Raw genomic sequence first — 26,181 nt, 5'->3', positions numbered from 1 at the left:
GCCAACAAATCCAGCCGGCGCAGCTCGGCATCTTCTGTGAGACTCGTATGAAAATTGAAAATCCGAATCCGATCCAATGGCGCTTTGCCGAACGCGCGGAACAGCTGCAAAGCTCGTTCATCCGCGAAATCCTGAAGATCACGCAGCGTCCCGAGATCATCTCGTTTGCCGGCGGCCTGCCCTCGCCCGCCACCTTCCCCGTGGAAGAAATGAAGACCGCCTTCGACAAGGTCCTGTCGAACAATGGCAAAGTGGCCCTGCAATACGGCCCGACCGACGGCTACCTGCCGCTGCGCCAGTGGATCGCCGACTCGCTCTCCAGCAACGGCAGCACCATCATGCCGGAACAGGTGCTGATGACGTCCGGCTCGCAGCAGGCGCTGGACTTGCTGGGCAAGGTCCTGATCGACGAAGGCAGCAAGGTTCTGGTGGAAACCCCCAGCTACCTGGGCGCCCTGCAGGCGTTTTCCGTCTACCGTCCCGAATTCGTTTCCGTCGACACCGATGACGAAGGCCTGGTGCCGTCGTCGGTCAACCCCGTCGCCGATGGCGCGCGCCTGCTGTACGCACTGCCGAACTTCCAGAACCCGACGGGACGCAGCCTGTCCGTGGCGCGCCGCGTGGAGCTGGTGGAAACCTGCGCCCGCCACGGCCTGCCGCTGATCGAGGATGATCCGTACGGCGCCCTGAGCTACAGCGGCGAGCCGTATCCGAAGATGATCAACATGAATCCGGACGGCGTGATCTACATGGGCTCATTCTCGAAAGTGCTCACGCCGGGCATCCGCCTCGGCTACGTGGTGGCGCCGATGCCGCTGGTGCGCCGCCTGGAACTGGCCAAGCAGGCGGCCGACCTGCACACGTCGCAGCTGACGCAGATGGTCGTGCATGAAGTGATCAAGGATGGCTTCCTGGACCGCCATATCCCCAGCATCCGCAGCCTGTACGGCAACCAGTGCCAGGCCATGCTGTCGGCGCTGGAAGAGCATTTCCCGGCCGGCGTTACGTGGACCAGACCGGAAGGCGGCATGTTCATCTGGGTCACCCTGCCGAAACACATCGACGCGATGACACTGCTCGATGAAGCCATCGCCAACAAGGTCGCCTTCGTGCCGGGCGCGCCGTTCTACGCGAACACGCCGGAAACGCACACCTTGCGCCTGTCATTCGTGACGGTGCCGCCGGAACGTATCCGCGAAGGCATCGCCATCCTGGGCAAACTGATCGCCGCAAAAATGTAATTCACCTCTTCACGCCCCGCCTGCCGCGGGGCGTGTCACTGCTGCCCCCGGCACCAGGGGGCACGCATCTTTTCCGCTAAAAACCGCCTTCACGATGGCAACTGCGTGTATTTATTCATAAAAATATTAAAATAATAATATTTTACCGCCTCGTGCACCATCGATTTTTCCACCCAAAAAATTAGCAAAGCGGTATGATTTGACCGCTGTATCCGATTTGAACCCAGTCAGCATCACTTAAAGTGTAGCAAACGCTGGCATCGCAAAGTACATCGAGAAGGCCGGAAGCAATGAGTCCAGGCAGTGTGGAGCATTCCCAGAGGCGCAACGCCGCCATTTTGATTGTCGATGATGCGCCGGCCAACCTTGAGCTGCTGCGCAAGCTGATGAGCGAACAGGGTTATCAAACCTATGTCGCCACGTCCGGCGAGCGGGCGCTGGCGATCGCCCAGCGCGCCCACCCGGACCTGATCCTGCTCGACGTGCTGATGCCGGACATGGACGGCATCGAAACGTGCCGCCGCCTGAAGCAGCATCCGCTGACGCAGCGCATTCCCGTCATCTTCATGAGCGCCAAGACGGAAACGGAAGACGTGGTGGCCGGCTTCGACTGCGGCGCCGTCGACTACATCAGCAAGCCGCTGCGCATGGCCGAAGTGTGCGCGCGCGCGCGCGCCCAGCTGCAAATCCGCAGCAACAATGAAAACCAGCAGGAACAGGCCGAGCGCCTGCGCACCATCGTCAACAACATGGCCGAGGGCTTGCTGATCATCGAAGCCGATGGCCGCATCCAGTACACCAACCCGGCTTGCGACCAGTACCTGGGCTACCGCGAAAACGAACTGGCCGGACGCTCCATCGGCGAACTGCTCAGCCCCCTGGTGACGCAGGAATACCTCGATTACTTCGCCATGTACGCGGCCAATCCCGAGAAGGCGCACAACCACGGCACGCGCGAAGTGGCGATCCGCCACCGTAACGGCGAGACACTGTGCATGGACCTGACCCTGACGCCCATGTATCTGCGCCAGCCCCTGTATATCGGCCTGCTGCACGACATCACGCACCACAAGCAGTCGGAAGACGCCTTGCAGCGCGCCGCCTACCTCGATCCGCTGACAAAAATCGCCAACCGCAGGCATTTCGACAGCTTCCTGGAAAAGGAATGGCAGCGCGCCGTGCGCGGCGGCGGCGCCCTGTCGCTGGTGGTGCTCGACGTCGACCACTTCAAGCTGTACAACGACAGCCTGGGCCACCCGGCCGGCGACAGCTGCCTGCAGCAGGTGGCGCAAGCCATCGCCTCGCACGCCGCCCGCCCGGGCGACCTGGCGGCCCGCTACGGCGGCGAGGAATTCGTCCTGCTGTTCGCCGACACGGATGCCGAAAGCGCCCTGCACCTGGCCGAAGCCATCCGCGCGCACATCGAGGCACTGCAATTGCCGCACCCCCGATCTGGCACCTCGCCATGGATCACCGTCAGCATCGGCGTGGCGACCATCCACCCGCACCAGCTGGACGACCGCAAGGTGCTGTTCGTCGCCGCCGACCGCGCCCTGTACGTGGCCAAGGAAGAGGGGCGCAACCAGGTGCGCGCCACGCAGTCGGGCAGCACGGCCTGGGAAACGGTCAAGGCGCTCGTTTTACGTTAGAACTTTCTCGACACGCTCAGCTTCGCATTGCGCCCCACGCCCGTCACGGCTTCACTCAGGTACGGCATGTAGTTGCGGTTGAAGACATTATCGACCGTCAAGCGTACTTCCGTGCCACGCCACACTCCCTGCCTGCCATGCCACGAAGCGAACAGGGTGTGCAGCGCATAGCCTTTCGATGGCGGCAGGCGGTAGACATTCCCCACCGGCAGGACGCGCTCCTGCTTCGCCACGAAGCGGCCCTGCCAGCCGATGCTGGCCCCGAGGTCGGGCATGCGCCAGCCCAGGCCCGCCATCAATTTATCCGGCGCGATGGTCGACACGGGTTCGTCCTGGCCCCACGGGTCGCGCTGGGAACCGGTGCGCGTGCCGCGCTGCTTCGACAACGAAGCGCTGGCAAACAGGCGCGGCGAGTTGTAGTAGGACTCGACTTCCACGCCCTGCGTGTGGAAACCGGCCAGATTGCGGTACGACGACAGGGCTGGCGGCACCTTGCCCGATCCCGGCACATAGCCTTCGATCAGGATGCCCAGGCGCGGGCCGATATTGTCGCTGACCTTGTTGCGGTACGCCGTCAGGCGCAACTGCACGTCGTCGCGCTCCATGAATACGTTCTGCCGATGCAGCATGACGCCCGTGCGCACGGCCGTCACCCGCTCGACGGCCAGGTCGCGGCTGGTGCCCGGTGTCGATGAACCGAGCCTGGACGACACATAGTATTCGTTCGAATACATCTCGTCGATCGTCGGCGCGCGCCAGGTGCGGCTCAAGTCGCCGAACAGCGCCACGCTGCCCGACGCCTTCCAGAACAGGCCCAGGCGGGGAGACCAGTCCTCGTGCGTCTTTTCGCTGAAGTCGTGGCCAGCCGCCGCCAGCGGGCTGTTGTAGCGCGACGCCTTGTTCGGCACGCCCTCGGAAACGACCCGGTCGTGGCGCAGCGCCGCCGTCACCGTCAGGTCGCCATACGTCATCGCATCCTGCAGATACAGGCCCGTGGTTTCCTGGCGCCCGGCTGGCATGTAGTAAGGCTGGAAGTAGCCGTAGTTGTAGCTGGGATCCTTCAGCGCCGTCGACGACGGGTAGTACATCAGGGTGTCGCGCACGTTCTTGTGCCATTGCAGGCCCGTTAGCAACACGTGCGAAATGGCACCCGTCGCAAACACGCTTTCGTTGCGCACCTCCGCAATGCGGTCCACGTACGAGGCCCAGCTCTCGTTGCCCAGGGATCCCAGGTAGGAGCCCAGCGAAGCGGACGGCAGGCGCTTGTCATGCTGGTCCGTATGCGAATAGCCGGCGCTGGCCGTCAGCTTGATCCATGGATTGTCCTGCGGCGCGTACTGCCACTTCACGGAATACGTATCGTCGTCCTGGTCGCGGTATACGGCCTTGCGCTGCCACGCCTCTTCCAGTCCGTACTTGCGGATCTCCGCCTCGGTCGGCGTGGGCACGTCCTCGCCCATGGCGGCGAACGGGCCCCAGCCCGTGCTGCCGCTCTTCATCGCCGTCAGGGTCAGGAGCTGTTCCGGCGTCAAACGGATATTCAGCTTGGCCAGGCTCGATGGCGCGTCGATGGCGGAAAAGCGGAATGGCTTGCCATCTGGTTTGCGCAAATCGTCGGACTTGCGCTGCGTGGTGAAGGCCATCGCATCGAAGCGGCCATCTTCCGTGCGGCCGTAGACGGCCACGGTGGCGTCGTTTTCCGCATTGTTCGAATGACGCGAGTACTTGAGCATGGCGCCCACTTTCTCGCCGCCTTCCAGCAAGTCTTGCGCATCCTTGGTCTCGACCGTGATGACGCCGCCGAAGCCGCCATTGCCGTACAAGCTCGTATGCGCGCCCTTGTTCACTTCGATCTGCTTGATCAATTCCGGCTCGATGAAGATGGAACCCTGGCGGTATTTTTCAAAGCCCTTGGGCACGCCGTCGAGGATGACTTTCACGTCCTGGACTTTATTGAAGCCCCAGATATTGAGACTCTGGCCGCTGGGACGTGCCGTGCCGGCCAGGTCCACGCCAGGCAAGGTGTCGAGCAAGGACGCGACATTGTCGGCCTGCTGGCGTTCGATATCGGCGCTGTTGATGTACGAACGGCCGGCCGTGCCGGCGCTGATGGCGTCGCCAAACACGCTGATGGCGGGCATCTGCACGGCGTCGGCCTTGTCGGCCATCGCCGCTGCCCACGCATGGCCGTGCGCGCCGCCCAATGCCAGCGCCAGCGCGGCGGCCAGCGGGGTCAATCCATTTTTGCTGCTCTTCATCGCTATCCTTGCCTGGGTTTGCTTACTGCTTGATGCTTCTGGAATGAAAAAATGCTGGGGCAGAGGAAGGCGATGCACGATCAAGCGGCGGCGTTGAAGGAAGCGTTGCGGCGAAACTCTGCCCGCGCGGACACGCCGCCGGCGCATGGCCGGCGGCGCACTGCAGTCACCGGGATAAGTTGCCTTAGTGAAATGCGGAACACATCATATATCAAAATGCGAATGATTCGCAATACGATTTAATGCGTAGTTATTCCGGATAGCCTGTGATGTCGGCGATCTCGCGGTACAGGGGCTGCAGCCGCGCATACATCTTGCGGTACACGCGCCGGTACAGCTGTTCGTAGATCTTGCGGTGCTCGGGATGCGGCTGGAATACCTTGCCCTTGCGCGTCATCGCCTGCACGGCGGCGGGAAAGTCCGCATGCCAGCCCAGGCCCACGGCGGCGGCGATGGCCGCGCCCAGGCCCGAACTTTCATACACGTGGGCGCGCGCGGCCGGCAAGCCGAAGATGTCGGCCGTCAGCTGCATGGCAGAGTCGCTTTGCGAACCGCCGCCCGCGATGCGCAGCTCCGTGATGGCGATGCCGCTGCGCTGCTCGATGCGCTCCTTGCCTTCGCGCAGCGCATACGCGAGGCCTTCGAGGATGGCGCGGTAGATGTGCGCGCGCGTGTGCACGTCGCCAAAGCCGATCATGGCGCCCTTCGCTTCCGGGCCCGGCACCTTGATGCCGGGACTCCAGTACGGCTGCAGCATCAGGCCCATGGATCCGGGCGGCACGGCGTCGACCAGGCGGTCGAACAGCGCTTCGGCGGACAGGCCCGTGCCGTCTTCGGCGGCGGCCGCCCGCTCGCGGTCGCCGAACTGCTCCTTGAACCAGTTGACCATCCAGTAGCCGCGGAAGATCTGCACTTCCGTGCTGTAGGCGCCCGGCATGGCGGCCGGATACGGTGGAATGAAGCGCGTCACTTCCACGTACTTGCGGTTGGTCGTGTTGATGGTGGCCGTGGTGCCGTAGCTCAGGCACGCCACGTGGGGTTCGACGCAGCCGGCGCCCAGCACTTCGCACGCCTTGTCGGCGGCCGCCGCCAGCAGGGGCGTGCCTTCCGGGATGCCCGTCGCGGCGGCGGCGGATGCCGTGATGGCGCCCATGCGCGTGCCCGGCGTCACCAGCTCGGGCAGCATGGAGCGCTTGATCGCCAGCGCCTGCCACTTCCAGTCGAAGCGCCCGGCCCACGCATGGCGCTTGTAGTCGAACGGGATGTACGCCACTTGCGAGCCGGTCGAATCGACGTAGCGCCCGCAGAGGCGATGGTTCAAGAAGCCCGACAACAGCAGGAATTTGTGCGTGCGGCGCCAGATGTCGGGCTGGTGCGCGCTGATCCAGTTGATCTCGGCCTCGCGGCGGAAGTACGCGATCGTGCCATCGAGGCGCGTGGCGCGGAAGGCGGCGCGCCACCATGGCGCCAGTTGCGGGATGTCGCGCGTGCTGCGCTGGTCCAGCCAGGTGATGGCGGGCCGCAAGGGCTGCCCCTCTTCGTCCACGTTGACGACCGTGCCGCGCTGCGTGGTCACGGCCACGCCGGCCACCGAGGATTTATTGATGTCCGTGCCGCGCCACAGCTGCTGGCATGCTTCGCACACGGCTTGCCAGTAGCCGTCGGCGTCATGCTCGGCCCAGCCGGGGTGGTCGGAATAGTACGCTTCCAGGAACACTTGCGCCTTGGCCGCCAGCTTGCCGTCCCGGTCGAACAGCAGCGCGCGCACGCTTTGCGTGCCATTGTCGATGGAGAGGATATACGGACCATCGTCCGCCAGGGAAGCCATGGCTTATGCCACGCTGGCCAGCGCGGCGCGCAACGCTTGCAGCAGCGCCTGCGGATCCTTGTCAGGCTGCGCGCTGAACACGGGCGCTTCCCAGTCCTGTCCCCGCACGGCCACCACGCGCAAGCGTCCCTGCTCGCTCCATGCCGGATACCAGCCCACATCGACGATGTCGCCATTCGCGCACGTGATTTGCAGCAGGTCTTCGCCCAGATCGTCGGCGAGGGCATCCACGGGCTGGCGCAAGTCCAGCGGCGACAGGCTGTCGTAGGTGATGCGGGCGTCGCCCAGCGCCAGGGGCTGGCCAAACAGGGTGGTCTCGATGATGTTCTCCTCTTTTATAGTTTTTATCGTTGCTTCATGCGCCTTGCGGCACGCTGTAATGGCGGCGCCACAGGGCAAGGTAACGCTGCCGCTCTTCCTCCCAGCGCGCGTCATCCCAGCCCAGTTCATGCTGGCAGATGGCGCGCAGGCGCGGCATGATAGCAAGCGCGCCGCCTGCCAGCTGCAAACCGAGGCGCGTGCGCCGCAGCAGCAAGTCGTCCAGATGCTGCACGTCTTCCATGCGCGCGCCCCAGCGCAGCTGCGCCCACAGGGTCTGCGTGCCGGGAATCGGCGCCAGTTCGCCATCCTGCGCCGCATCGCACAGGGCCTGCGCGGCCGCGCCATGACGGCCCAGCAGGCGCTCGCGCTGCTCGCCGTCGAGCGCCAGGGCCTTGCCCGACAAGGGCGGCGTGGCGTCAAAAATCGGCAAGGGGCGCAAATCCGCCTGCCAGCCCGGCAGCAGCGGGGCCGCGCGGCGCAAGGCGTCGAGGGCGATCACGCGGAACGTCGTCAATTTTCCGCCCGCTACCGTCAGCAAGCCGTTTTCCAGCCATAGCGCATGTTCGCGCGCTTCCTTCGACGGGTCAAGCTGGCCACTGCCGATCACGGGACGCACGCCGGCAAACGTGGCCAGCACGTCGCCTTCGCCCAGCGCCAGCTGCGGGAACTGCCACTGCAATGCGGCCAGCAGATATGCGAGTTCGCCGCGCGTGATGGCCGGCTCCAGGTCCAGGCTGGCGCCATGGTCGACATCGGTGGTGCCCACCAGGGTCACGCCCTCCCATGGATATGCAAAGACAGGGCGGCCATCGTGCGGATGCATCAGGCTGACGGCTTGCGCCAGCGGCAAACGCCACGCGGGCAGCAGCAGATGGCTGCCGCGCAGGGGCCGCAGTTTCGGCTTTTCTCCCACCTGGCCGCGCAAGGCGTCGGCCCAGGCGCCCGTGGCGCTGATCACCAGGCGCGCACGCACGGTGGATACCGTGCCATCGAGCGCATCGTTCAACGTGGCGCCGGCGACCTTGCCGTCGTCATGCAGCAGCGATGCCACGCCCAGGTAATTGACGGCCACGCCGCCATGGCGGCGCGCTTCCTGCAGCACGCGCAGCACCAGGCGCGCATCGTCCGTCTTGGCGTCCTGGTACAGCATGCCGCCCTGCAGGCCGTCGCGCCGGATATGCGGCGCCAGCATGGCAAAGTCGGACGCATCGACATAGCGGCGCGCGCGCCGCCCCGCCATCACGTCATAGATGGCCAGGCCCAGCATGAACTGGCGCCGCCCCGGCTTCCTGCCCGTGTAGTCGCCAAAGGCAAAACCCTGCGGTTCGACCAGCCCCGCCGCATCCGTCAGCAAGGCTTGCCGCTCATGCACCGACTCGCGCGTCATCGCGAACTGGCCCTGCTTCAGGTAGCGCAAACCGCCGTGCACCAGCTTCGACGAGCGGCTCGACGTGCCCCAGGCGAAATCGCGCTGCTCCACCAGCAGCGCCGTCAAGCCGCGCCGCGCCGCTTCCAGCAGGATGCCGGCGCCCGTGATGCCGCCGCCGACGATCAAGATATCCCACTCGCGCGCCAGGATCCCAGGCAAATCCCCCCTGTTCACGATGGGCCTCCGGCGTCAGGCAGCAGTTTGCCGGGGTTCATCATGCCCTGCGGGTCGAACTGGCGCAGCAGCGCGCGCATGGCGGCGATGCCCAGTTCTCCCTTTTCCGCCGCCAGCCAGGGCGCGTGGTCCGTGCCCACGCCATGCTGGTGGCTGATGGTGCCGCCGTTGGCGACGATGGCCGCGCTGGCCGCGTCTTTCAAGGTGCGCCAGCGCGCCATGTTGTCTTCAAAGGTCGGCGCCAGCCGGTACACATACGTGGTGTAGACGCTGGCCCCCTGCGCATACACGTGCGACAAATGCGTGTAGGCGTGCACCTGCTCGCCATGCGCCGCCAGCGCATTGGCGCCCGCCTGCTCCAGCGCCGCCATCATCGCCGTGACGCGCGGCCAGTCGACGGCCGTTTCCACCGTATCGATGACATAGCCGTGTTCCCAGGCGCCGTTGCGCAGATAGACGTTGCGAAAGCGCCCCTGCTTCCACTTGTCGCCCATGTGGCGTCCCACGTGCACGCCCTTGTGCCGCCGCGCCAGCGCCAGGGCGCCGCGCAGGGCCGCGCGCGCCGGTTTTTCTTCTCCGCTGACGCCCACCATCAGCATGCATTTGCCTTCGCCGCAGCCGCGCAGGGACAAATAGCGTTCCAGCAGCCCCACCAGTTTCTTGTGCCCGGCCAGGGTCAGCATGGTTTGCGTTTCCAGCGCATTCGACAGGCGCAGCATGCACAGCGGAAGGCGCGACTGGGCCAGCGCCCGCACGGCCTCCTGCGCCTGGCCCCAGTCGGCGAAAAACACGGCGTGGAATGCTTCATAAGGGGGCAGCGGCGAGACGCGCACCGTCGCCTGCGTCACGATGCCCAGCCGGCCCTCGGAGCCGAGCACCATTTCGCGCAGGTCGATGCCGGCCGCCGAAGCGGGAAACGTGGGGATGCTCAGGGTGCCGGCCGGCGTTTCCACTTCGCCGCCCGCGAACAGCTGCTCGATGCGGCCATAGCGCAAGGATTGCTGGCCCGACGAGCGCGTGGCGATCCAGCCGCCTAGGGTCGAATATTCAAACGATTGAGGGTAGTGCCCCAGGGTGTAGCCGTGCGCGCGCAGTTGTGCTTCCAGGTCGGGGCCATACACGCCCGCGCCGAACGTGGCCAGCTGCGCCTCGCGGTCCAGGTGGCCCAGTGCGCACAGGCGCGCGAGGCTGAGCGCCAGCACGGGGCGCGGCCCCGCAGCCACCGTCAAATGCCCGGCCACGCTGGTGCCGCCACCGTGGGGAATCACGGCCACGCACGCCTGGCGCGCATACGCGAGCAGCTGGCGCACCTGCAGCGCGCTGTCCGGAAAGGCCACGCCATCGGGCACGGCGCCGATGCGGCCATGGCGTAATTTAAACCAGTCGGGCAGGCTTTGACCGAGCGCATGGCGCACCCGAGTGGCAGGCTGGGTGTCGATCAGCGGATGCGGCGCCAGGCGCGAAGCGGGCACTTGCGCACAGGCATCGTCGAAGGTGGCGTCGACAACGGCGCTGCCCGGTCCCAGGCGCGCGCGCAAGAAAGCCAGCGCATCCTCGCTCAGCGCATACGTGATGCTCTCGTCCCCCCAGCCATTCCAGCGTTGCATCGACATCCCCTGTGTTCGGCCAGTTGCGCGCCACGGCGGCTTGCTATACTGTTCTTGCCTGATTTTCTTGCTAGATCAATAGCATATGCCGCCACAGACGAAGGGTATTGGTTTTTCATGACAATCGCATTGTTCCATCATGACAAGTACTGACGGCCGGGTCGCCGGCGCCTATCTGCAGCCGCTGCTCGAAGCGGCCGGGGCGCACGGCATCACGCCTGCCAGCCTGGCGCAGGCGGCCGGCGTGGCGCCGCACAGCCTGGAAGCATCCGCGCCCAGCCTCGCCGCGCGCGACTACGTGCGCCTGCTCGATGCGGGTGCGCAGCTGGCGGGCGATGCGCATTTCGGCCTGCACGTGGGGCAGCGCGTACGCATGGGCACCTACAGCGCGTATGGCTTGATTTTGCTCAGTTGCAGCAACGTGGGCCAGGCGCTGGAACAGACGGCCCGCTATGAACGGCTGGCGCACGACCTGGGCCGCTCGACCCTGCAGCGCGATGGCGCCGTCGCCCATTACCGCTGGGCAAGCAACTATCCGGGCGCCAGCCGGCACCTGGTCGACAGCGTCTTTGCCGGCATTCGCGTCTGCGGCGACTGGCTGGCGGGCATGCCGCTGCCGCCGGCCCAACTGGCGTTCAGCCACGATGGCGGCGACGACCTGCTGCGCCACGCGGCGCACCGCGACGAATACATACGCGTGCTGGGCAGCCTGCCCGCCTTCAACGCCCCCGCCAACACGGCCACCTTCGATGCGCAATTGCTGGACTGGCCCGTGCCGAACGCCGACGTCAGCCTGTACCCCGTGCTGTGCCAGCATGCGGAACAATTGCTGGCGCTGCGAGAAGCTGAAACAGACACTGGCGGCGCCATTGACGCGCAAGTGCACGCGGCCATCGTGGCGGGTTTGCGCCAGGGATCGGCGCGGCTGGCCACCGTTGCCGCCGCCCTGGCTGTCACGCCGCGCACCTTGCAGCGCAAGCTGGCCGACGCGGGCACCAGCTTCCAGGCCCTGCTGGACCAGGCCAGGTACGGCCTGGCGCGCGACTATCTGCGCGAGCCGGATTTGTCGCTGGTCGACATCGCCTTCCTGCTCGGCTACCAGGAACAAAGCGCGTTCAATCACGCGTTTCGCACCTGGGCGGGCACCAATCCCGGCGCCTGGCGGCTACAGGAAATGCTTGACAAGCGACTTGACAAGCAGCAAGCCCCTTAGGCGTGCGCGGGGCATGCGCGGCGCGTTTTCTCGCTATACTGGCGCAGTCAGGTTTTCCACGATCACTCCAACCCGCAATGCAAAGGATTAATATGCAACTCAAAGATAAAGTCGCACTGATTACCGGCGCCGCCAGTGGTATCGGCAAGGAAATGGCCATCGAATACGCGAAACAAGGCGCCAAGGTCGTCATCGCCGACCTGGCCCTGGAAGCGGCCAGCAAGACGGCCGAGGAAATCAAGCAGTCGGGCGGCCAGGCGTTTGCCGTCGCCATGGATGTCTCCAGCGAAGAACAAGTGGACAAGGGCGTGGCGGATGCGGCGGCCCACTTCGGCGGCATCGATATCCTGATCAGCAATGCGGGCATTCAGATCATCAGCCCCGTCGTCGACTACCCGTTCGATCAATGGAAAAAGATGCTGGCCATTCACATGGACGGCGCCTTCCTCACCACGCGCGCCTGCATGCGCGAAATGATCAAGGCGGGCCGCGGCGGCGCCATCATCTACATGGGTTCCGTGCACTCGCACGAAGGCTCGCCATTCAAGAGCGCCTACGTGGCCGCCAAGCACGGCTTGCTGGGTCTGGCCAAGGTGGTGGCCAAGGAAGGTGCGAAAGACGGCATCCGCGCCAACGTCATCTGCCCCGGCTTCGTGCGCACGCCGCTGGTCGACAAGCAAATCCCCGAACAGGCGGCCCAGCTGAACATCAGCGAAGAAGACGTGATCAAGAAAGTGATGCTGAAAGACACCATTGACGGCGAATTCACCACCACGCAGGACGTGGCGCAAACGGCCGTGTTCCTGGCAGCGTTCCCGTCGAACGCCCTGAGCGGCCAGTCAATAGTAGTGAGTCACGGCTGGCATATGCAATAAACAGGTAATGTATCCGGCAGGCGGCGCCGTCCGCCTGCATCACCGCATCTGAAAGTTCCCAATTGCAAGACAACACTTACCGCCACCCGCGCGCGGGCTGGCCGGGGCGCCTGTTTGCGGCGCTCGCCAATTCCACGCGTTTCGCCAACCTGCGCCAGGCCGTCATGTCGCGCCTGCCCTTCCTTACCCTGCACAGCGACGTGCGCGACGTCGTCTACGTGAGCTGGCTGGTCGACGCCGCTGCCGCTCAGCAACTGCTGCCCGCCGGCGCAACCTTGTGGCAGCGCGACGGCAAGACGCCATTTACCGTGCTGACCTACCGTCACGGGCATTTCGGTCCGGCCCTGCCGGGTCCGCTGCGCAAGCTGCTGCCATCGCCCCTGCAAAGCAACTGGCGCCTGTACCTGGACCACACGCCTCCGGGCGCGCCGGCCGTGCCCTGCGTGTACTTTTTGAAAAACATCATGGACAGCTTGCCGCATGCGCTGGGCACGCGGCTGTTCAGCGACATCCTGCCGACCCACCTGGCCGACGGCATGACGCTGGAAGTCACGCCCACGCAAGCACGCTGCAGCATTGCAGGCGGCGCCGGCAGCGCGCCATCGCTGGAAGTGCAGGCGGACATCGTGACCGACCATACCCTCGATGCCGACTGGCAGGCGCTGTTCGGCAACTGGCGCGACGCCGTCGCCTTCCTCGCTTGCCAGGATGCGGCCATTGCGCACGTGCCGCGCAACGGCAAGCTGGTCTTCGGCGAAATCGACTTGCCCGTTGATGTGGATCAAGTGCAAGCGCTGACGGCCTTGCGCGCCGACTGTGGCTTGCTGGGGCAGTTGCCACCCGTCTCGAAGCCGTTCGCCTTTCTCGTCCCCAAGGTTCCCTTCAAGGCGCTGTCAGAGCGGCTGCTGTAGCGCGGTGGCGGCGCGGCGCTCCGGCGCCCGCACGGGCCTAACCGGGCCGCCGCGCCGCCGTTCCAGCTTGAACAGGGCCATCGCCTGCTCCAGCTGCAAGGTCTGGTCTTGCAGCGAGGCCGAGGCGGCCGCCGATTCCTCGACCAGCGCCGCGTTCTGCTGCGTCACTTCATCCATTTGCGTGACGGCCATGTTGACCTGGCCGATGCCGTGGCTTTGCTCGCGCGAAGCTGAGGCGATCTCTTCCATGATGCCATGCACGCCCTGCACGGCGCCCAGCATCTCGGCGCTGCTGGCGCCCGCCTGCTGCGCCAGCTTCGCGCCCGCCTGCACCTGCGCCAGCGACGCCGTGATCAATTGCTTGATTTCCGTGGCCGCCGCCGCGCTGCGGTGCGCCAGGCTGCGCACTTCGCCCGCCACCACGGCAAAACCGCGCCCCTGGTCGCCCGCGCGCGCCGCCTCGACGGCCGCGTTCAGGGCCAGGATATTGGTCTGGAAGGCGATGCCTTCGATGATGCCCGTGATGTCGCCGATCTTCTTCGATGAAGCGTCGATGTCCGCCATCATGTTCACCATCTGGCCGACGATCTCGCCGCCGCGCCCTGCCAGGCCGTGGACCTTGCCCGCCATGTCGCTGGCCTGCACGGCGTTGCCGCTGTTTTGCTGCACCGTGGCCGCCAGCTGCTCCATGCTCGACGCCGTCTGCTGCAGGGCCGACGCCTGCGCTTCCGTGCGGCCCGACAAGTCCATATTGCCGGCGGCGATTTCCTGGCTGGCCATACTGATGCGCAGGAAATTGCCGCGCACGTCGCCAACGATGGAATGCAGGTTCACGCGCAGCTGGCGCAGCGAGCGCAGCAACTGCCCCATCTCGTCGCGCCGTGTGGTGTCGAGCTCGCCCGTCAGGTCGCCGCCCGCCATCACGTCGCAGGCCTGGCGCGCCCGCTGCAAGGGTTGCAGCACGGCACGGTGCAAGCTGTGCCAGAAATACAAGCTCGCGCACAGGGCCACCACGGACAGGCCCGTCAGCCAGCCGCCCGCGCCGGCCGGCAACGCCCCCGCATTCCACGCCAGCTGCAGCAGCAATACCAGACTCAGCAAGCCCAAATTCCAGCCGATGCGCTTACCCAGCGGCAGGTCGCGCAGGCTCGCCAGCCTGGCCAGCCAGCCAGTCCGCACGGCAGCGCCCTGGCTGATGACGATGCCATCGGCCTGCCCCGCCTTGATGCGCGCGTACAGGGCGGATGCCTGCGCCACCTGCTGGCGCGTGGGCTTGGTGCGCACGGACATGTAGCCGACGGCCACGCCGTCTTCCACCACCGGCGTCACGTTCGCCAGCACCCAGTAGTAATCGCCATTCTTGCAACGATTTTTCACCATGCCGCTCCACGAGCGGCCCGAGCGGATGGTGGCCCAGAAATCGGCGAACGCTTCGACCGGCATGTCCGGATGACGCAGGATGTTTTGCGGCGCGCCGATCAATTCTTCCGCACTGTAGCCGCTGACGGCGATGAAATACGGGTTCGCATACGTGATATTGCCTTGCAAGTCGGTAGTCGAGACGATGGTCTCGGTATCGCTCAGGTTGATCTCGGTAGCAGTGACGGGAAGATTGAGTCGCATGGTCGTATCCTTGGCTGTAGCCCGTGCGGGAGCGGGAAAGAAGCAAAACGCCGGACAACGCCGCGCCGGCGGCAGTCCGCATCGATACATTAATTTTAATATTTAATTATTAATTTAAATGGGCAATTTTTACTGGCGAAATTGCCTTGCGAATCTGCAAAGATTGCAGGTGGCGGCGTAGCCGCAGGGGAATGGGGAGAGATACCGGAACAAGGCGATTGTCCCGGCGGCAAACAGCGTAGCGTTTAGCGTGGCACGTAACGCCAGTTGCCGTTTTCCAGCATGAACGTCAGTTCCGTCTTGATGCCTTCCGGACGGCTCGGCACGCTCAATTCCGTATCGCATACGAGATAGCCCGTCTTGCGCTTGACGTCGCACTCATTGACGGCCTTGACCTGCATGGTCGTCTGCGCTTCCTGCATCTGCACATCCTTGGCCGCTTCCGGATTGCGCGCCACTTCGTCCTTGGCCCAGCTTCGGATCATGGCTTGCGCCTCGGCCGGCGACGGTCCCGCGAACTTGGCGTCCTTGCGCTCGACGCCCACCCAGGTACCGTTCTCGTTACGCAGCGGCAGCACCATGAAAGCATCGCGCATGCCGGCGCTCATGGCGACCAGGCACACCACTTCGCCCGGCACTTCCTGCGAATCCTGGCAGCCGGTCAAGCTGGTGACCTTGACGGCGATCGGTACCGGCACAGTCGTTTGCATCCTGGCTTGGGTCTTGGCCACGCCCGCCTGCACGGCGGCGTGGATTTGTTCGAGCGTCGGCATGGTGGCCGCCTGGGCCGGCAAGGCGGTAAACAGGGCGGCGGCGGTCAGGGCGAGGGAAGTCAGGCGCATGGGTGTCGAGAGTAGTGATCAAAGGCCGGCAGTCTAGCACTTTGCATCAAATCAGCTGTTTCTATAGGGAATTATCCACGGCATCGGGTGCGAGAAAGGCCCCGCCCGCGTCCGCCTGTCCACGCAGCCGCAAGCCAATGGTTCGCAGCATTTCGACCAGCTCGCGCAAGCGCAGACCCTCGTCCGTCAGTTGGTACTCGACCTTCACGGGCACTTCCGCGTAGATCGTGCGCGTCAGCAAGCCCGCCTCTTCCAGCGCGCGCAAGTCCAGGGTCAGCATGCGCTGCGAGATATTCGGCACGGCGCGGCGGATTTCGCTGAAGCGCTTCGGCCCCGCCATCAGATAGCTGAGCAGCACGATGCGCCAGCGCCCGCCCAGCAGTCGCATGGCTTCTTCCACGGCGCAGCCGGAGACATTGTCTTTCATGGTTGGCTTCGTACCTGGTATAAAAAATGTACCTATATCACATTATTCTGCCTTCTTCCAAATAGTAAGCATTGCACTTAGACTGCCCTTCCTCACCCAACTTGGAGTTTTGACTTGGAAACCACCCTGATCTACAGCGTGCCGTTCGGCTGCTCGTTTGCCGCCATCGCCGCCCTCGAATGGAGCGGCCTGCCGTACCAACTTGCCCGCGTGGAAGCGCGCGACCCGGCCAGCAAGCAGCATCCGGCCTTTCTCGCCATCAATCCGCTGGGCCAGACGCCGGCCCTGCTCACGCACGCGGGCGCGCCGCTGCTGGAAAGCATGGCGATCCTGCTACACATCGCCGCCCGCACGCCGCACACAGGCTTGGGCTTTGCGCAAGGCACGCCGCAATACGACCGCCTGAACAGCGTGCTATCCTTTTTGCACACGACCTTCCATGCCGCCTTCATGCCCGCCTTCCAGGCATCGCGCGCGGCACCGGACGATGCGCGCGCGGCCGTGTGGCGCGAAATGGCCGTCGACAAGGTCAACAAAAGCCTGGCGCACCTGGAGCGCCTGCTCGCTGGCCGCGCCTGGCTGGCCTCGGACACGGCACCGACCATCGCCGACGCCTACCTGGCCGCCACGGCGCGCTGGGCCGAACCGCTGCAGCTGGCCAGCCTGGCCCATTATCCGCACGTGGCACGCCTGCTGGCCGCGCTGGAACAGGACCCCGGCATCCGCTTTGCCCACGCCATCGAGGCGGGCTTGCCGGCCGCCAGCCAGGGCGGCTTCCTGGGCCATGTGGCGCTCGACCAACTGGCACTGCCGGCCGGCTAACCGGCGGTCAACTCCCGCAGCAAGCGCGTCTTTATTGCTATGATGTCGGGCTGCCGGCGGTACAGCCGGCCACGTCAATACCATATCGATAACGTCGTCATAAGAATCGGGAGTTTGAATGAGTTTACGTCTGCTGCTCTTGGGAGCATTCAGTGCCGCCATGGCCACCACCGCAGCCATCCCTGCGCTGGCCGCGCCGCGCGGTTTCACCGTGGAAGACATGGTGGCCATGGAACGTGTGGGCAGCCCCGTGCTGTCGCCGGACGCCACGCGCGTCGTCTACACGGTGCGCACCACCAACCTGGACAAGAACCGCGGCAACACGCAGCTGTGGATGATCGACCTGCGCGCGCCGAACGCCGCGCCGCGCCAGCTCACGCGCGGCGATGCCAGCGCCAGCGACCCGCAATGGTCGCCGAACGGCGACGCCATCTACTTCCTGTCCGGCCGCTCCGGCTCCTCGCAAGTGTGGCAGCTGCCCCTCACCGGCGGCGAAGCGGCCAAGGTCACCGACCTGGCGCTGGACGTCGACACCTACCGCTTGTCGCCGCAGGGCGACCGCCTGGCCTTCAGCATGGGCGTCTTCCTCGATTGCGCGGACATCGCCTGCACGAAGAAGCGCCTCGATGAAAAAGCGAAAAACAAGGCGACCGGCATGGTCTACGACCAGATGTTCGTGCGCCACTGGGATACCTGGGCCGATGGCCGCCGCAATGCGCTGTACTCGGCGCCGATCGACGCCACCGGCAAGGTCAGCGCCGCGCCCGTGAGCCTGAGCGGCACCCTCGACGGCGACGCCCCATCGAAGCCGTTCGGCGACAATGGCGAATACCATTTCAGCCCGGACGGCAAGACGGTGGCCTTCTCCGTGCGCGTGGCCGGCCGCACGGAATCGTGGTCGACCAACTTCGACATCTACACGATTCCTGCCGCCGGCGGCCAGGCGCCGCGCAATCTCACCGCCGACAATCCGGCCTGGGATGCCAAAGCCACCTGGTCGCCCGATGGCCGCACCCTGGCCTATGTCGCCATGACCAAGCCGGGCTTCGAAGCGGACCGTTTCCACCTGGTGCTGATGGATGTCGCCACCGGCAAGAAGCGCACCGTGGCCGATGACTGGGACCGTTCCGTGGCCGACTTCCGCTGGACGCCTGACAGCAAGGCTTTCCTCGTCGCCGCCGATGACGTGGGCCAGCACCGCCTGTTCCACATCGACGCGGCCAGCGGCAAGGTCGCTGCGCTGACGGGCAAGGGCGCCGTGGGCGACTTCGACGTGCGCGGCAATACCATCGTGCTGGCGCAAGCGAATCTGGCCTCGGGCGCGCAGCTGTACACGCGCAAGCTCGACGCCAAGTCGGAAAACGCGCCGATGGTCCAGCTGACGAAGCAGAATGCGGCGGCCCTGGCCGACGTGCGCTTCGGCGAATATGAGCAGTTCTCGTTCGCGGGCGCGAATGGCGAAACCGTCTACGGCCACGTGATGAAGCCATGGAATGCCAAGGCCGGCGAAAAGTATCCGGTCGCTTTCCTCGTCCACGGCGGCCCGCAAGGCAGCTTTGGCAACAGCTGGAGCTACCGCTGGAATCCGCAAGTGTATGCGGGCGCCGGCTACGCCACCGTATTCATCGACTTCCACGGTTCGACCGGCTATGGCCAGAAGTTCACGGACTCCATCAGCGGCGACTGGGGTGGCAAGCCGCTGGTCGACCTGCAGAAGGGCCTGGAAGCGGCCACCAAGAAATTCCCATGGCTGGACCGCGAGCGCAGCTGCGCGCTGGGTGCGTCGTACGGCGGCTACATGATGAACTGGATCGCCGGTAACTGGCCGGACGGCTTCAAGTGCCTGGTCAACCACGACGGCGTGTTCGACAACCGCGGCATGGCTTACGCAACGGAAGAACTGTGGTTCACGGAATGGGAAAACGGCGGCCCCTACTACGATGCGCCAGCCAAGCACGAGCAGTTCAATCCCGTCAACTTCGTGAAGAACTGGAAGACGCCGATGCTGGTGGTCCAGGGCGACCTGGACTTCCGCATCCCCACGGCGCAAGGCCTGGGCACCTTCACGGCGCTGCAGCGCCAGGGCATCCCGAGCAAGCTGCTGGTTTTCCCGGACGAGAACCACTGGGTGCTGAAACCGGCGAACTCGCTGCTGTGGCATCACACGGTGCTGGACTGGCTCAATACCTACACCAAGAAGTAATCGGATGAATGTCGGATTACGGCCTTTGGCCTCGGCGGCCCCGCCTAATCCGACCTACGTTCGCTCTTCATAACAAAAAAGCCGCACGGTGCATCCCAGCACCGCGCGGCTTTTTCCATGCGTAGGTCGGATTAGCGGCGCGCGCGCCGCGTAATCCGACACATCCACCATCGTTCAATACGCAGTGAGCGCCTTGGCAAACTTCACGATCCACAAGCGGCTTGGGCGTTCGCGGTCGTCGCCGCGCGCCACGCGGATGGTGTTGGCGGCATTGCAGCCGGCGGCGGCGCTGGTGACGATAGTACCGCTGGCATCGACCGTGCACTTGGTCACGTCGGCATCCGCCACTTCCACGCCGTTCGCGTCAAAGATCTTCGTCTTCAGGCCGAAGTCGTTGTCGTTGGCCAGCGCGATGGTGGAGTCGTCGATCAGGGTCAGGCCTTCCGCCTTTTCCGCCGCCCAGCCGATGGCATTCAAGTCCAGCAGCAGGGTTTTCTTCAGCGGCGTGACGGCGGTCCAGTCGGCGCCATTCACGGCCGCGCCGCCCATGCTGCTTTTTTCCAGGTCCGAGGTCGTCGCGTTGAAGGCAGCGGCCGAGATATCGGTGGCGCCCTTCAATTCGACCAGCATCAATTTATTGAACACCTTGCCCGACGGCGCGGCACCCTGCTCGATGACGAGGAACTTGCCGCCGCCCAGCGCCACCATGTCGCCCAGCTTGGCGTTGCCCGTGCGGCCATCCTGGTAGTCGGCCGCATTCAGCGGATACGCATACATCTTGCCGCTGGTGCCCGTCGTCGGGTCAAATTCGATCCAGCGCGTGAAGCGGGCGAAGCGCTCGACCTGCTCATTCTTCCTCGTCACCGTGTATGGCGCCGTGCCGTCGGACAGGGGGCTTTGCAGGAAGGCATACAGCTTGTCGTTGCTCGTATCTAAGGTCATGCCCTCCATGCCGCGGTTCGCGCGGCGCTTGGCGAACAGGGTTGGCAAGCCCTTGCCCGGTTCGTACTTGGCCTGGATGATGCCGGTGGCCGCATCGATCTTGATGATGAAGGGGCCGTATTCGTCCGAGACCCACAGCGCATTGCGCTTCGCATCGACGACGATGGCTTCCGAATCGAGGCCGCCCGCATTGAAGACAGCCTTGCCGTTTGCATCGAACTTCATCGCATCCATGACGGGAATCTCGGCCGAATTGCCGACCGCGCCCACGGGCACGGGCAAGCCCGAGCTGTTGACGGTGGCGGACACCTTGATCGGCGTGCTCGACGCCAGCACGGCGCCGTTCTTGCCCACCGTGAGTACCCCGAACGAAGGCGTGAAGCTGGGCGACGGGAAGATTTTGCTGCCGATGGTGCCCTTGCCAGATGGATCGGGCACCAGCGGGCCGTCGCCGTTCGGGCCGCGGTCCGTCAAGCCATAGAATTCCAGGTCGCCGGCCGCATTCTTGCCCTTGTAAGCCAGGCCCGAGCCGTACGACGGCAGGAAGCCGTTCGGGAATTCGCCCTTGATCTTGGCGTTGGTACCTTCGTACGGAACGTAGAATTTATCGGCCGCCTGGATCTGGTAGCGCGTCACGGTGACTTTCACTTCGCCGACCGGATTGGCTTGCGTCAGCGCCTCGTTGACGGGCGCGCCCGCTTTCGAGGCCAGGGTGTCTTCGAAATGCTCGCGCACGAGGGCGCGGCGCTCCGCATCGACCGTGCGGCCGGCGAATTTCCCGCCCACCGTTGCCAGATGCGCGGCCAGCGCCGCGTTGAAGCCGGCCGGGGCGGCGGCAAAGTCCAGCGTCTTGCCGGCCAGCGCCGCCTTCACTTCGGCCGTCAGCTTGATGCCGTTCGACGGATCGCTGTCGTCATCGAGCAATTGCAGCGCCAGCAGGCGGTTGACGACCTTGTCGTCCGCCACGTTGGTGCTGGCGGCCAGCGCCAGCGGCGTGACGACGGCGCCGCATGGCGCCGAACCCAGGGCCAGGCCGCCCACGCTGAAGGCGACAGTATCGCCCGGGTTGCACATGAATTCGCCCTTGGCATTGGTGCTGGCCTTGGCCGCGCTGCCCGCCACGTAATCGAGTCCTTCCACCGCGCCATCGAGGAACACGCCCGTCTGCGCCACGGGCTTGGAAGGCTCCGCCGGCGGATTGTCGCTGCCGCCGCACGCGGCCAGGGTCAGGCCGGCGGCGATGGCCAACAGGGTCAGTTTCGGGATCGACGTTACAGCAGTGTTCATGCATTCCTCGGCTAAGGTGGGTGGGATAACCGTGGAGCATAACCAGTCAAAGTGACAAGCCCGTGACAGTCGTCAGGCCTGTGGCATATCCGCCACGGGCCCGCCGATGCCGCCAAAGCGGCCATCTGCCTGGCGCCGGAATTCCTTGGGCGTGACGCCCTTCACCTGCAAGAAGCGGCGGTTGAAATTGGCCACGTTCTGGAAACCCACGTCGTAACAGACGTTCGACACATAGTGATCCGTATCCATCAGCAACTGGCACGCCTTGTTGATGCGCAGGCGGCTGATGAAATCCGTGAAGCTGTTACCCGTCGCCTTGCGGAAGAAGCGCGAGAACTTACTCAGCGACATGCCCACCTGATCGGCCAGCATTTCCGCCGAAATCGGCTCGCGGTAATTGTCCGTGATGTAGTTGAGGACGGAGTTGACCTTGGCCAGGGTGGCGTCATCGTCGTACGAGCGCAGGGAGGCGGTCGACAGCAAACGGTAATTGGCCGTGCGCGCCAGCTTGCTCATCAGCTGGACGAATTCGGCGAAGCGTTCGGCGCCATGCGTGGCGCGGATGCGCGCCAGGTGCTGCTCGGCCTCGTGGCCCATGTCGAAAAACTCCACGCCATAGCTGGAGCGCTCGAGCAGCGGCAGCAGTTCGCGCAGTTCGGGGATGACGCGCGCGGCACCGGCCAGCGGCGCATGGGCAAATTGCACGATCATGTCGCGCAAGGCCACGCCGCCTTCGGGCATCACGTTGGAAATCCAGTTGTGCGGCAATCGCGGGCCCGTCAGCACCAGGTGGCCAGGCGAGAATTCGCCGATATAGTCGCCCACGAACAATCGTCCGCTGGTGGCGACGATCAGGTGCAGCTCATATTCCTCGTGACAGTGCCAGCGCACGCGCGAGCTGGGATAGCCGTGTTCCAGGTAATTGATGATGCCATCATAGCTTTCCCGTTCCAGCTCGGGCGCCTTGCGCTCGCTGTCCTTCTGCCATAGGTGTTCCATGCTTGTCTCTCCCAGGCTGTCCCCGCCTGTGCCATCCAATGTACCTCAAAAAGCCTCAGGCGCCAAAACGGCCCAGCGCCTGCTGGCGAAACTCCTTCGGCGTCATGCCCTTCAATTCCAGGAAGCGCCGGTTGAAATTGGCCACGTTATTGAATCCCGCCTCGTAGCAGATGTTGCTGACATAGCGCTCGGTCTCCATCAGCAGCTGGCACGCCTTGTTGATGCGCAGGCGGTTGACGAAGTCCGTAAAGCTGTTGCCCGTGGCGCTGCGAAAAAAACGCGAAAACGTCCGCTCGGGCATGTCCACCTGCTCGGCCAGCTGTTTCAGCGAAAACTGGCTGCTGTAATTGTGCACGATGAAGTTGATGGCCGAACTGATGCGCGCCAGGGCCACGTCGTCGTCGCTCGACTGCATCGGCACCGTCGACAGCAGCTGGTAATCGCTGGTCTGCGCCAGTTCGCCCAGCAGTGTCAAAAATTCGATGAAGCGCGGCAGGCCATTGCTGTCGCGGATGCGCTGGAAACGCCGCAGCGACTGTTCGCTGACGCCAAAAAATTCCACGCCGTGCAAGGCGCGCTGCAGCAGCGGAAAAATATCCTTCAATTCGGGAATGGCGGTGGCCATCGACGCCAGCGGCGCATGCGAAAACTGGACCACCATGTCGCGCAATGCCACGCCTTCCGGCGGCGTGTCGAGCGAGACCCAGTTGTGCGGCACGCGCGGTCCCGTCAGCACCAGGTGGCCGGGCGTGAACTGGCCGATGTAGTCGCCGACAAAGACCTTGCCGCTGCTTTCGACGATCAGGTGCAGTTCATACTCGTCGTGGTAATGCCAGCGCACCAGCGAATTCGGAAAGCCGTGCTCCAGGTAGCGGATGAAGCCAAAACTGCCTTTCGGCTCGAAGCCTGGCGTGGCGTCGCGCTGCTGTTCCAGCTCCATCTGCGGCAGTGAGGCATCGGCTTTGCGTGGCATGGCGCGCCCTCCCCCGTCAGGCGACGATCTGTTCCAGCGCCGCGCGCGCACCCATCCCGTACAGGCTGGCCAGCGACTGCCCCACCGCCTGCGTAAAGGCTGGCGTGTCGCTCAACTCGCCGAACAGCTCGCGCAGCGACAGCAAGGCCGTCGCGTCCGCCCCGCCCTGCAGCGCCAGTGCGCGCAGGCGCGCCGCATACGGGTCGTTCAAGGGCATCTCGCGCCCCTGCTCGTCGTGGCCTTCCAGGTAGCGAAACCAGCACGCCACGGTAAACGTCAGCAGCTTGATGGCGCCGTCACGGGCCAGCGCTTCGCGCACGGATGGCAGCACGAATTTCGGGATGCGCGCCGAACCTTCCGTGCCGATGCGCGCCAGCTGGTCGCGCACGGCCGGATTCGAAAAGCGCTCGATCAGGGTGGCCTTGTACCGCTCCAGGTCGATGCCTTCCACTTCATCCAGCAAGGGCGTCACTTCCTCATCCATCATCTGGCGCACGAGCAGGCGGATGCCAGGATCGTTCATCGCTTCGTGCGCAAACGTGTAACCGAGCTGCATGCCGATGTAGCACAGGGCCTGGTGGCTGGCATTCAAGAGGCGCAGCTTCATCTTTTCATATGGCAGCACGTCGTGCGTCATCTGCGCGCCCACCAGCTCCCAGGCCGGCCGCCCCTGCGGGAAGTCGTCTTCGATGACCCACTGGCGGAACGGCTCGCACACGACGGGCCAGGCGTCGATGATGCCAAAGCTGTCGCGCACCAGCGCCCGGTGTTCATCGGTGGTGGCCGGGGTGATGCGGTCGACCATGCTGTTGGGGAAGCTGCCATGCGTGGCCAGCCAGCGCGCCAGCTCCCCGTCGCGCAGAGAGACAAAGGCCAGCAACATCTTGCGCGTCACGTCGCCATTGTTTTGCAGGTTATCGCAGGACATGATGGTAAACGGCGCCAGGCCCCGCTGATGGCGCACGGCCAGCGCCGCCGCCAGATAGCCGAACGAGCAGCGCGGCGCCTGCGGGTGCGCCAGTTCATACACGATATCGGCATGACCGGCGTCGAATTCGCCCGTGCCCTGGTTCACATAGTAACCACCCTCGGTGATGGTCAGCGCGACGATGCGCGTGCCAGGGTCGGCCAGCTTTTCCAGTACGGCTTGCGGCTCGTCGGGCGCATACAGGTATTCGCCGACGCAGCCGATGATGCGCGCGCTGTCGCCGGCCGCGCTGCGCTCGACCACCGTGTACAAGCCATCCTGCGCCCGCATGGCGTCGCGCATGGCCGCGTCATGCGCCAGCAAGCCCACGCCGCAATAGCCCCACTGCGCGTGCTGCTGGCCTTGGCCCTGCAGTCCGAGTAAATCATCGAGATACACGGCCTGGTGGGCGCGGAAAAAGCCGCCCACGCCGATGTGCACGATGCTGGGCACGAGCGCGCCGCGCGCATACGCGGGCACGGCTGCGTCCACCGGCAGCTTGGCCAGGTTCGCCTGGTTCAATGCGATGGCGTCCATTACAGCGCTCCTTTCGCCGCCGCGTAGGTCTTGCCGGCGCGGTCAAAATAATGGACGAAGCCCGGCTCGAACGTCAAATGCGTCTGCTGGCCCGGCTGCAGGCTGCTGCGCTCCGCCCCGCGCGACACCACCTGCACATTGTTCGGCAAGCGCACATAGGTCAGGGTTTCCACGCCCAAGGACTCCACCAGGTCGACCGTGACGGGCACGCTGCCCGGCTGCGCCGCGCCCAGGTGCACGTGTTCGGGGCGGATGCCGACGAAGCCGTCCGCCTGCGCCGCGCTGCCCGCCTGTGCCAGCAGCTGCGGCGCCGCGTCAGCGGGCACCACGTTCATGCTGGGCGTGCCGATGAATTGCGCGACAAAGCGGTTGGCGGGACGGTCATACAGTTCCAATGGCGAGCCATGCTGCTCGATCTGGCCGTCGCGCAGCACCACCACGCGGTCCGCCAGGGTCATCGCCTCCACCTGGTCATGGGTCACATAAATCGTGGTGGCGCCCAGTTCGCGGTGCAGCTTGGCGATCTCGATGCGCGTCTGCACGCGCAGGGCCGCATCGAGGTTCGACAGCGGTTCGTCGAACAGGAACACTTTCGGGTCGCGCACGATGGCGCGGCCGATGGCCACGCGCTGGCGCTGCCCGCCAGACAATTCTTTGGGCGTGCGTTCCAGGTACTTGCCAAGGTCGAGGATGGCGGCCGCCTTGTCGACTTTTTCGCGGATGATGGCCGGATCGACGCCGGCCAGTTTCAGCGCGAACGACATGTTCTGGAACACCGTCATGTGCGGATACAGCGCATACGACTGGAACACCATCGCCAGATCGCGCTTGGACGATGGCAGCGCCGTGATGTCGCGCCCGTCGAGCGACAGCTTGCCGCCGTCGATCGGTTCCAGGCCCGCGATCAGGCGCAGCAAGGTGGATTTTCCGCAACCCGACGGACCCACGAAGACGACGAATTCGCCCTGCCGGATCTCCAGGTCGATGCCCTTGATGGCGCGGTGCTCGCCAAAGAATTTTTCGATATTGCTCAGTTGAAGGTAAGCCATGATG

The 26,181-nt window shown here is 64.9% G+C and carries 20 protein-coding genes; 7 read left to right on the top strand and 13 right to left on the bottom strand.

The features are described from left to right. Nucleotides 1-47 precede the first annotated feature (47 nt). Together O3297_RS01990 and O3297_RS01985 are read left to right on the top strand one after the other, a co-directional pair. A complete protein-coding gene (locus tag O3297_RS01990; RefSeq protein ID WP_070278801.1) occupies nt 48-1,241 on the top strand; it encodes a PLP-dependent aminotransferase family protein in 1,194 nt (397 codons plus the stop codon). A 290-nt stretch (nt 1,242-1,531) separates the two neighbouring features. Next, entirely contained in the window at nt 1,532-2,890 is a 1,359-nt protein-coding gene (locus tag O3297_RS01985; RefSeq protein ID WP_305047607.1) for a diguanylate cyclase domain-containing protein, read from the top strand. Here the strand turns inward: O3297_RS01985 and O3297_RS01980 are convergent. The 5 genes from O3297_RS01980 to O3297_RS01960 all read right to left on the bottom strand — a co-directional run bounded on the left by O3297_RS01980 (nt 2,887) and on the right by O3297_RS01960 (nt 10,507). Then, nucleotides 2,887-5,148: a TonB-dependent hemoglobin/transferrin/lactoferrin family receptor gene (locus O3297_RS01980; RefSeq protein WP_305047606.1), complete on the bottom strand. Its 2,262-nt coding sequence runs from the start codon at nt 5,146-5,148 to the stop codon at nt 2,887-2,889. The two genes, O3297_RS01985 and O3297_RS01980, sit on opposite strands and share 4 nt — an antisense overlap. A 250-nt stretch (nt 5,149-5,398) precedes the next feature. Continuing rightward, the gene (locus O3297_RS01975; protein WP_305047605.1) at nt 5,399-6,976 is read right to left on the bottom strand and encodes an FGGY-family carbohydrate kinase; all 1,578 of its coding nucleotides are present in this window, start codon (nt 6,974-6,976) and stop codon (nt 5,399-5,401) included. 3 nt (nt 6,977-6,979) lie between these two features. After that, nucleotides 6,980-7,375 (bottom strand): hypothetical protein, encoded by a 396-nt coding sequence (locus O3297_RS01970; RefSeq protein WP_305047604.1) that lies wholly within the window; start codon nt 7,373-7,375, stop codon nt 6,980-6,982. Beyond that, nucleotides 7,332-8,900 (bottom strand): glycerol-3-phosphate dehydrogenase/oxidase, encoded by a 1,569-nt coding sequence (locus O3297_RS01965; RefSeq protein WP_305047603.1) that lies wholly within the window; start codon nt 8,898-8,900, stop codon nt 7,332-7,334. Before O3297_RS01965 ends, O3297_RS01970 begins: the two co-directional genes overlap by 44 nt. Beyond that, nucleotides 8,897-10,507, bottom strand: a complete 1,611-nt coding sequence (locus O3297_RS01960) for an FAD-binding oxidoreductase (protein WP_305047602.1) — start codon at nt 10,505-10,507, stop codon at nt 8,897-8,899. Before O3297_RS01960 ends, O3297_RS01965 begins: the two co-directional genes overlap by 4 nt. 139 nt (nt 10,508-10,646) lie before the next feature. Here O3297_RS01960 and O3297_RS01955 point away from each other — a divergent pair, with 139 nt between their 5' ends. The 3 genes from O3297_RS01955 (at nt 10,647) to O3297_RS01945 (ending at nt 13,506) form a co-directional block, all read left to right on the top strand. Further along, on the top strand, nt 10,647-11,720 hold the full coding sequence (locus O3297_RS01955) for an AraC family transcriptional regulator (RefSeq protein WP_305047601.1): 1,074 nt from the start codon (nt 10,647-10,649) through the stop codon (nt 11,718-11,720). Nucleotides 11,721-11,812: 92 nt separating this feature from the next. Further along, nucleotides 11,813-12,595 carry a 3-hydroxybutyrate dehydrogenase gene (locus O3297_RS01950; RefSeq protein ID WP_034777971.1) on the top strand — a complete coding sequence of 261 codons (783 nt, stop codon included), beginning with the start codon at nt 11,813-11,815 and terminating at the stop codon, nt 12,593-12,595. A 62-nt stretch (nt 12,596-12,657) separates the two neighbouring features. Further along, nucleotides 12,658-13,506, top strand: a complete 849-nt coding sequence (locus tag O3297_RS01945) for a DUF2071 domain-containing protein (RefSeq protein WP_305047600.1) — start codon at nt 12,658-12,660, stop codon at nt 13,504-13,506. Here the strand turns inward: O3297_RS01945 and O3297_RS01940 are convergent. The 3 genes from O3297_RS01940 to O3297_RS01930 form a co-directional block, all read right to left on the bottom strand. Next, nucleotides 13,489-15,129, bottom strand: a complete 1,641-nt coding sequence (locus O3297_RS01940) for a PAS domain-containing methyl-accepting chemotaxis protein (RefSeq protein WP_305047599.1) — start codon at nt 15,127-15,129, stop codon at nt 13,489-13,491. The two genes, O3297_RS01945 and O3297_RS01940, sit on opposite strands and share 18 nt — an antisense overlap. 245 nt (nt 15,130-15,374) lie before the next feature. Next, nucleotides 15,375-15,971 (bottom strand): hypothetical protein, encoded by a 597-nt coding sequence (locus O3297_RS01935; RefSeq protein WP_305047598.1) that lies wholly within the window; start codon nt 15,969-15,971, stop codon nt 15,375-15,377. A 61-nt stretch (nt 15,972-16,032) separates the two neighbouring features. Next, complete coding sequence (locus O3297_RS01930) at nt 16,033-16,398, bottom strand: helix-turn-helix domain-containing protein (protein WP_151093803.1); 366 nt, start codon at nt 16,396-16,398, stop codon at nt 16,033-16,035. A 114-nt stretch (nt 16,399-16,512) separates the two neighbouring features. On the opposite strand from O3297_RS01930, the gene O3297_RS01925 reads away from it, so the two are divergent. Further along, entirely contained in the window at nt 16,513-17,220 is a 708-nt protein-coding gene (locus tag O3297_RS01925; RefSeq protein WP_305047597.1) for a glutathione S-transferase family protein, read from the top strand. Between the two features lie 118 nt (nt 17,221-17,338). Beyond that, the gene (locus O3297_RS01920) at nt 17,339-19,423 is read left to right on the top strand and encodes a prolyl oligopeptidase family serine peptidase (protein ID WP_370385379.1); all 2,085 of its coding nucleotides are present in this window, start codon (nt 17,339-17,341) and stop codon (nt 19,421-19,423) included. A 174-nt stretch (nt 19,424-19,597) separates the two neighbouring features. Here O3297_RS01920 and O3297_RS01915 read toward each other — a convergent pair whose 3' ends face one another. The 5 genes from O3297_RS01915 to O3297_RS01895 form a co-directional block, all read right to left on the bottom strand. Continuing rightward, on the bottom strand, nt 19,598-21,652 hold the full coding sequence (locus O3297_RS01915; protein ID WP_305047596.1) for an esterase-like activity of phytase family protein: 2,055 nt from the start codon (nt 21,650-21,652) through the stop codon (nt 19,598-19,600). A gap of 72 nt (nt 21,653-21,724) precedes the next feature. After that, on the bottom strand, nt 21,725-22,651 hold the full coding sequence (locus O3297_RS01910) for an AraC family transcriptional regulator (protein WP_052139843.1): 927 nt from the start codon (nt 22,649-22,651) through the stop codon (nt 21,725-21,727). A gap of 55 nt (nt 22,652-22,706) precedes the next feature. Beyond that, nucleotides 22,707-23,624, bottom strand: coding sequence for an AraC family transcriptional regulator (locus O3297_RS01905; protein ID WP_070253872.1), 918 nt, complete (start codon nt 23,622-23,624; stop codon nt 22,707-22,709). Between the two features lie 16 nt (nt 23,625-23,640). Next, on the bottom strand, nt 23,641-25,128 hold the full coding sequence (locus O3297_RS01900; RefSeq protein WP_151093795.1) for a mannitol dehydrogenase family protein: 1,488 nt from the start codon (nt 25,126-25,128) through the stop codon (nt 23,641-23,643). After that, nucleotides 25,128-26,177, bottom strand: coding sequence for an ABC transporter ATP-binding protein (locus O3297_RS01895; RefSeq protein WP_099664782.1), 1,050 nt, complete (start codon nt 26,175-26,177; stop codon nt 25,128-25,130). Before O3297_RS01895 ends, O3297_RS01900 begins: the two co-directional genes overlap by 1 nt. Nucleotides 26,178-26,181: the final 4 nt, after the last annotated feature.

The sequence above is a fragment of the Janthinobacterium sp. SUN128 genome, from assembly GCF_030587275.1.
Lineage (GTDB): Bacteria > Pseudomonadota > Gammaproteobacteria > Burkholderiales > Burkholderiaceae_D > Janthinobacterium > Janthinobacterium lividum.
Note: the sequence above shows the minus strand (reverse complement) of the source record. Positions and strands in the feature narration are given on the sequence as shown.